Below are 5,308 nucleotides of genomic sequence, written 5' to 3'. Positions count from 1 at the left end.
AGGGAAGGAAGCAGCTTACTCGGATTGAGTGATGCTGCGGAAGATCTTGGGTTCCGTTCTTTAGGAGTTCAGATTAATTTTGAATCTCTTGCAGAGGAGGTTCCGTTCCCCTGTATTGTCCACTGGAATAAAAATCACTTCGTAGTTGTTTATAAAATAGACAAAAGCAATAAAGTATATGTTTCAGATCCCGGATACGGACTAATTACCTACACAAGAGAAGAATTCATCAAACTATGGATCGGTGAAAATGCCAATGAAAAAACAGAAGAGGGAATTGTACTTATTTTAGAAACCACCCCTGCTTTTTTTCAGACAGAATTTGATGATCAGGAAAGTAAAGCCAGTTTTTCTTTTCTTTCAAAATATGTACTGAAATATAAATCGTTAGTAATCCAGCTTGCGGTAGGTCTTTTAGCGGGAAGTTTACTTTCTCTGATTTTCCCTTTCCTTACCCAGAGTATTGTCGATGTCGGTATTCAGAATCAGGATCTTAATTTCATTTATCTTGTCCTTTTAGCACAAGTGATACTTTTTATGGGAAGAATGGGAATTGAAATGATCCGAAGCTGGATTTTGCTTCATCTTTCGGCAAGGATTAATATTTCTATTATTTCCGATTTCTTTATTAAACTCATGAAGCTTCCGATCAGTTTTTTCGATACGAGAATGACCGGAGACATCATGCAGAGAATTAATGACCATCACAGAATCGAGCAGCTTCTCACAAGTTCTTCGCTGAACACCCTGTTTTCATTAGTCAATCTTATTATTTTCAGTATCGTACTGTTATTTTATGATTACAGGCTGTTTATCGTCTATCTTATCGGAGCGGCAGCTTACATCGGATGGATCAGTTTTTTTCTGAGTAAAAGAAAAGAACTCGATTACAAAAGATTTTCGCAGGTTTCTCAGGAGCAAAGTAAGGTCATTGAGCTGATCAACGGAATGCAGGAGATTAAAATGCATAATGCCGAGAAACAAAAAAGATGGGACTGGGAATTTCTACAGGTGAAATTATTCAAGCTGAGAATAAAATCTTTGTCTTTGGAACAGTGGCAGTCTGTAGGAGGAAATTTCATCAATCAAATGAAAGATATTTTCGTGAGCTTTCTTTCGGCAAAATTGGTGCTTGAAGGAAATCTTACGTTAGGGATGATGCTTTCAGTTCAGTACATTATCGGACAATTAAACAGTCCATTGCTTCAGCTGATCGATTTTATAAAACAGTTTCAGGATGCTAAAATTTCTTTGGAAAGATTGGGTGAGATTCATGATAAAGATGATGAGGAAAACAAAGAAGAACAGTACTCCCATGACATTCCTGAGAAAGATATTCTGGTGGAAAACGTTTCATTCAGATACACCGGCTCCGATGTTCCGGTTTTTGAAAATCTTACACTCAGCATTCCCTTTCAGAAAACGACAGCCATTGTAGGAGCAAGCGGAAGCGGAAAAACAACACTGTTGAAACTTTTAATGAAATTCTACGAACCTTCCCAGGGAGAAATTCGATTGGGGAATACAAAACTCAATAATATTTCCCCAAGATTCTGGAGAGATCATTGCGGAGTGGTAATGCAGGAAGGATATGTTTTTAATGATACCATTGCCAATAATATTGCCGTTGGTGAAGATTATGTTGATAAGCAAAAATTGAGGAGATCTGTAGAAATCGCCAACATTAAAGAATTTATTGAAGAACTGCCTTTAAGCTACAACACAAAAATCGGAAATGAAGGTTTGGGAGTGAGCGGCGGGCAAAAGCAGAGACTTTTCATTGCAAGAGCGGTTTATAAATCTCCTGATTATATTTTATTTGATGAAGCGACTTCGGCTTTGGATGCAAACAATGAAAAAGTGATCATGGAAAATCTCGAACAGTTCTTCAAAGGAAAAACAGCAGTTGTGATCGCCCACAGGCTTTCCACCGTAAAACATGCCGATAAAATCATTGTTTTAGATAAAGGAAAAGTGGTAGAAGAAGGAAATCATGCGGAATTGGTTGCTCTGAGAGGAGAATATTACCGATTGGTAAAGAATCAGTTAGAACTTGGAAATTAAGAAATACGTAATGGCAGAAAAAGACATTTTAGATAATATTGAGCTTCGTTCTGAAAGTGTTCAGGATATTTTGACACAGCCTCCTCACTGGATGATCCGTTGGGGAAATACCATTATATTTTTGATTTTAGTGCTTATTTTAATAATGAGCTATGTCATCAAATATCCGGAATTTATTCCTGCGCCTATTATTGTGACTTCACAAAATCCACCGGAAAAATTAGAAGCCAGAACCAATTCTAAAATTGAAAAAATATTTATCAAAGATCATCAGGAAGTTAAAAAAGATCAGGTATTGATGGTCATGCAGTCTTCTGCAAACTACAAAGATGTTCTTGCGTTAAAAAAAATAATCGATTCTTTATCATCCAATAGATTATCATCATTTCCACTCAGCGAAACCTCTCATTTCAAGCTGGGAGAACTTCAGGGAGATTATAACAGTTTTGCAAAAGCTTTTCAGGATGAAGCTTTGTTTACAAGACTGCAGCCTTACGCTCCGGAAAATCTTGCCGCTAACCAGAGTCTTTCCGAATACAGGGTAAGAATTGCCACTACTAAACAGCAAAAAAGCCTTGAACAGGCAAAATATGAACTGACAAAGAAAAATTACATCCGTTCTCAGGAGCTATTCAACCAAGGAGTTATTTCCTCCATGGAGCTTGAAAATGAAAAAATAAAATACATACAGGCGCAGCAAAATTTAGAAAACATAAACATTTCTCTTTCACAGATGGAAGAAGGAATTTCTAATTTAAATAAAACAAAAAGCGGAACAGCTATTAACACAGAAAAAGATAAAATTACCTATTCTTCTCAGACTTTACAGCTTTTTGAACAATTGAGAAAATCGCTGAAGCAATGGGAGCAAAATTATCTTCTTATTTCGAATACAGATGGTATGGCAAGTTTTCAGCAGTTTTTCGGCGAAAATCAGTTTATAAAAGCAGGAGATGCCGTTTTATCTATTCTTCCTAAAAACCGGGAAAAACTAGTCGGCAGAATGTCGGTTCCGGCTACCAACTCCGGTAAAATTGCTTCGGGTGAAAAGGTTTTGATTAAGCTCGATAATTACCGTTATCAGGAATACGGAATCGTAGAAGGAAAAGTACAGAATATTTCTCTGTCTCCCGATAAAGAAGGAAATTACTACGTAGATGTACTTCTTCCAAAAGGATTAAAAACCAGCTACAATAAAAACTTGGTTTTCGATAAAGAATTAAAAGGAAATGCTGAAATTGTCACTCAGGATTTAAGGTTGATTGAGCGCTTCTTTTATCAGATGAGAAAATTATTAGGATATCAAAGCTAATACAAATATAGAAACCGGAACGCCATTGTTTCGGTTTTATTTTTTGTATTTCGTTTAAAATAGCTGATTTTTATAGATAGAAAACTATGATGATTATCAAATAAAGGTTTAATAGTCAAAAATAGTTGGTAAAATTCTTCGTACTGCCGATTGTTACTGATGATATATAAAGTTTATTGAACTTTGTTTCAATAAACTTTTTTTATGGCTGAAAATTCAAAAAAAATCGTTGCTGGATTTGCAAAAGTCTGGATGTGATTTCTTGGGGAAAGCAAAACGGAAAGCGTCGTTTTAAATGTAAAAACTGTGGCATTCATTTTACTTCGGAGAATAAATCTGTGGGCCTAAAAAACAAAGAAATTTGGTTCAAAAAATGGATTGTTGGGAAACAGACTTATGAGCAGATTTCAGCAGAATCTGGATATTCGGTAAGTACTCTTCAACGGTATTTTAACGTGATGCTTAGTAAAGCTCCAAAACTCAGTTACAACCAGAACAAGGAGGTTTATTTACTGATTGACGGCACTTATTTCTCCAATGAAATCTGTTTGGTGATTTACAGAGATAATGTTTTTAAGCAAACCCAACTTTACAGAATTACTGACGGTGAGCATTATGAGGAACTGAAAGAGGATTTGGAAAACATCTTGAATTTAGGAATAAAAATTGGCGGGATAACCTGCGATGGCGACAAATCTCTACTGAAAGCTATCCGTAAAGTTTGTCCGAAAGTTCCTGTCCAGAGATGTTTGGTGCATATTCAGAGAATGTGCAAAATATGGCTTTCGGCTTATCCAAAGTCTGCAGGGGGTTTTGAGTTGCGAGAAATTGTCTGCAAGATTCATTTTATCGACAATGAAGTTAAAAAGCAGTATTGGATCAAAGAATTTTTAGATTGGTCTGAGAAGCATCACGAATTTTTGAATGAAAAATCATACAGCCAGGAAACCGGAAGATATTGGCACACGCACAAGATGGTAAGAAGATGTTTTTCGGCTATCAGGAAGGCTTTACCCAATATGTTTATGTTCCTGCAAAATCCTAAAATACCTAAAACAACCAACGGCATAGAGTCTTTTTTCGGTCATCTGAAAGGCAATCTCAATATTCATCGGGGACTTACCAAAAGCCGAAGAAAGAAGTTCATCCAATGGTATCTTTTCTATAAAAATCTAAAGTCGTAAAAGTTTTTTTTAAGCCATAGAGCTGTTCCAATAATTTGCAAAAAAGGATGGCAAAGCCATCCTCTAAACTATTGTTTACAGCGTTGATTGTATTGCTGATGAGTTGCTCTTCAGCATTGCTCATTTCCTCTTCCAATCAACTGCCAAATATTATGAATTATTTCTGACAAAAACACCAACTATTTTTGACCACATTACCCAAATAAAAAGGTTTCAGAATATTTCCTGAAACCTTTTATTCATATGTAGCGAAGACGGGAATTGAACCCGTGACCTCAGGGTTATGAAACCAATTAAGAATGATTCCAAATAGCTTATTTTGCCCTAAAATAGGGCGCTTTCGCAATTTTGAACTTACATCATAAACCAATAAAAACCATCATAAACCGTCATTTGTTGTACCCATGTTGTACCCATGTTGTACCCGAAATATTTATGAAAAGCGTTACTTTATCCTGAGTCTGTCCGCAACTTATCTCTAATGCCTTCCAAACCGGACCAGGCACAACTCTGTTTACCCGAATTCCTTTTAAGTAGTCATTCCTTAAAAAGCTAATTTTTCATTTTGAAAATTATACTTGCCTAAAAAGATTTTGAAAACAAGTTCAAACCAAAGGATCAATTGTTTTTTAATTTGGTTTAATCTCATCTTCAAATTGTATCCAATTCCTGCTAATAAGGCATTATTAATATCTCCATCCACTCCTTTTAGGAAGTTTAATCCTAAGGAGTGGTTTCTTTTTAAATG

At 35.8% G+C, this 5,308-nt stretch carries 3 protein-coding genes and 1 pseudogene; 3 read left to right on the top strand and 1 reads right to left on the bottom strand.

Annotated elements, in window-relative coordinates; genetic code table 11:
* The 3 genes from DD829_RS10645 to DD829_RS10635 all read left to right on the top strand — a co-directional run.
* The coding region (locus DD829_RS10645) for a peptidase domain-containing ABC transporter (protein ID WP_133240943.1) at positions 1 to 2,064 on the top strand (2,064 nt) is incomplete at its 5' end.
* A gap of 10 nt (positions 2,065 to 2,074) precedes the next feature.
* Positions 2,075 to 3,376, top strand: coding sequence for an HlyD family secretion protein (locus tag DD829_RS10640; protein WP_108411742.1), 1,302 nt, complete (start codon positions 2,075 to 2,077; stop codon positions 3,374 to 3,376).
* Positions 3,377 to 3,714: 338 nt separating this feature from the next.
* On the top strand, positions 3,715 to 4,560 hold the full coding sequence (locus DD829_RS10635; protein ID WP_228408168.1) for a transposase: 846 nt from the start codon (positions 3,715 to 3,717) through the stop codon (positions 4,558 to 4,560).
* A 544-nt stretch (positions 4,561 to 5,104) separates the two neighbouring features.
* Here the strand turns inward: DD829_RS10635 and DD829_RS24105 are convergent.
* Positions 5,105 to 5,308, bottom strand: a pseudogene (locus tag DD829_RS24105) (hypothetical protein); the annotation flags it as partial.

It is taken from the genome of Chryseobacterium sp. HMWF035, from assembly GCF_003094695.1.
Taxonomy (GTDB): Bacteria; Bacteroidota; Bacteroidia; order Flavobacteriales; family Weeksellaceae; genus Chryseobacterium; species Chryseobacterium gambrini.
This window is presented reverse-complemented; position numbering and strand designations above follow the sequence as displayed.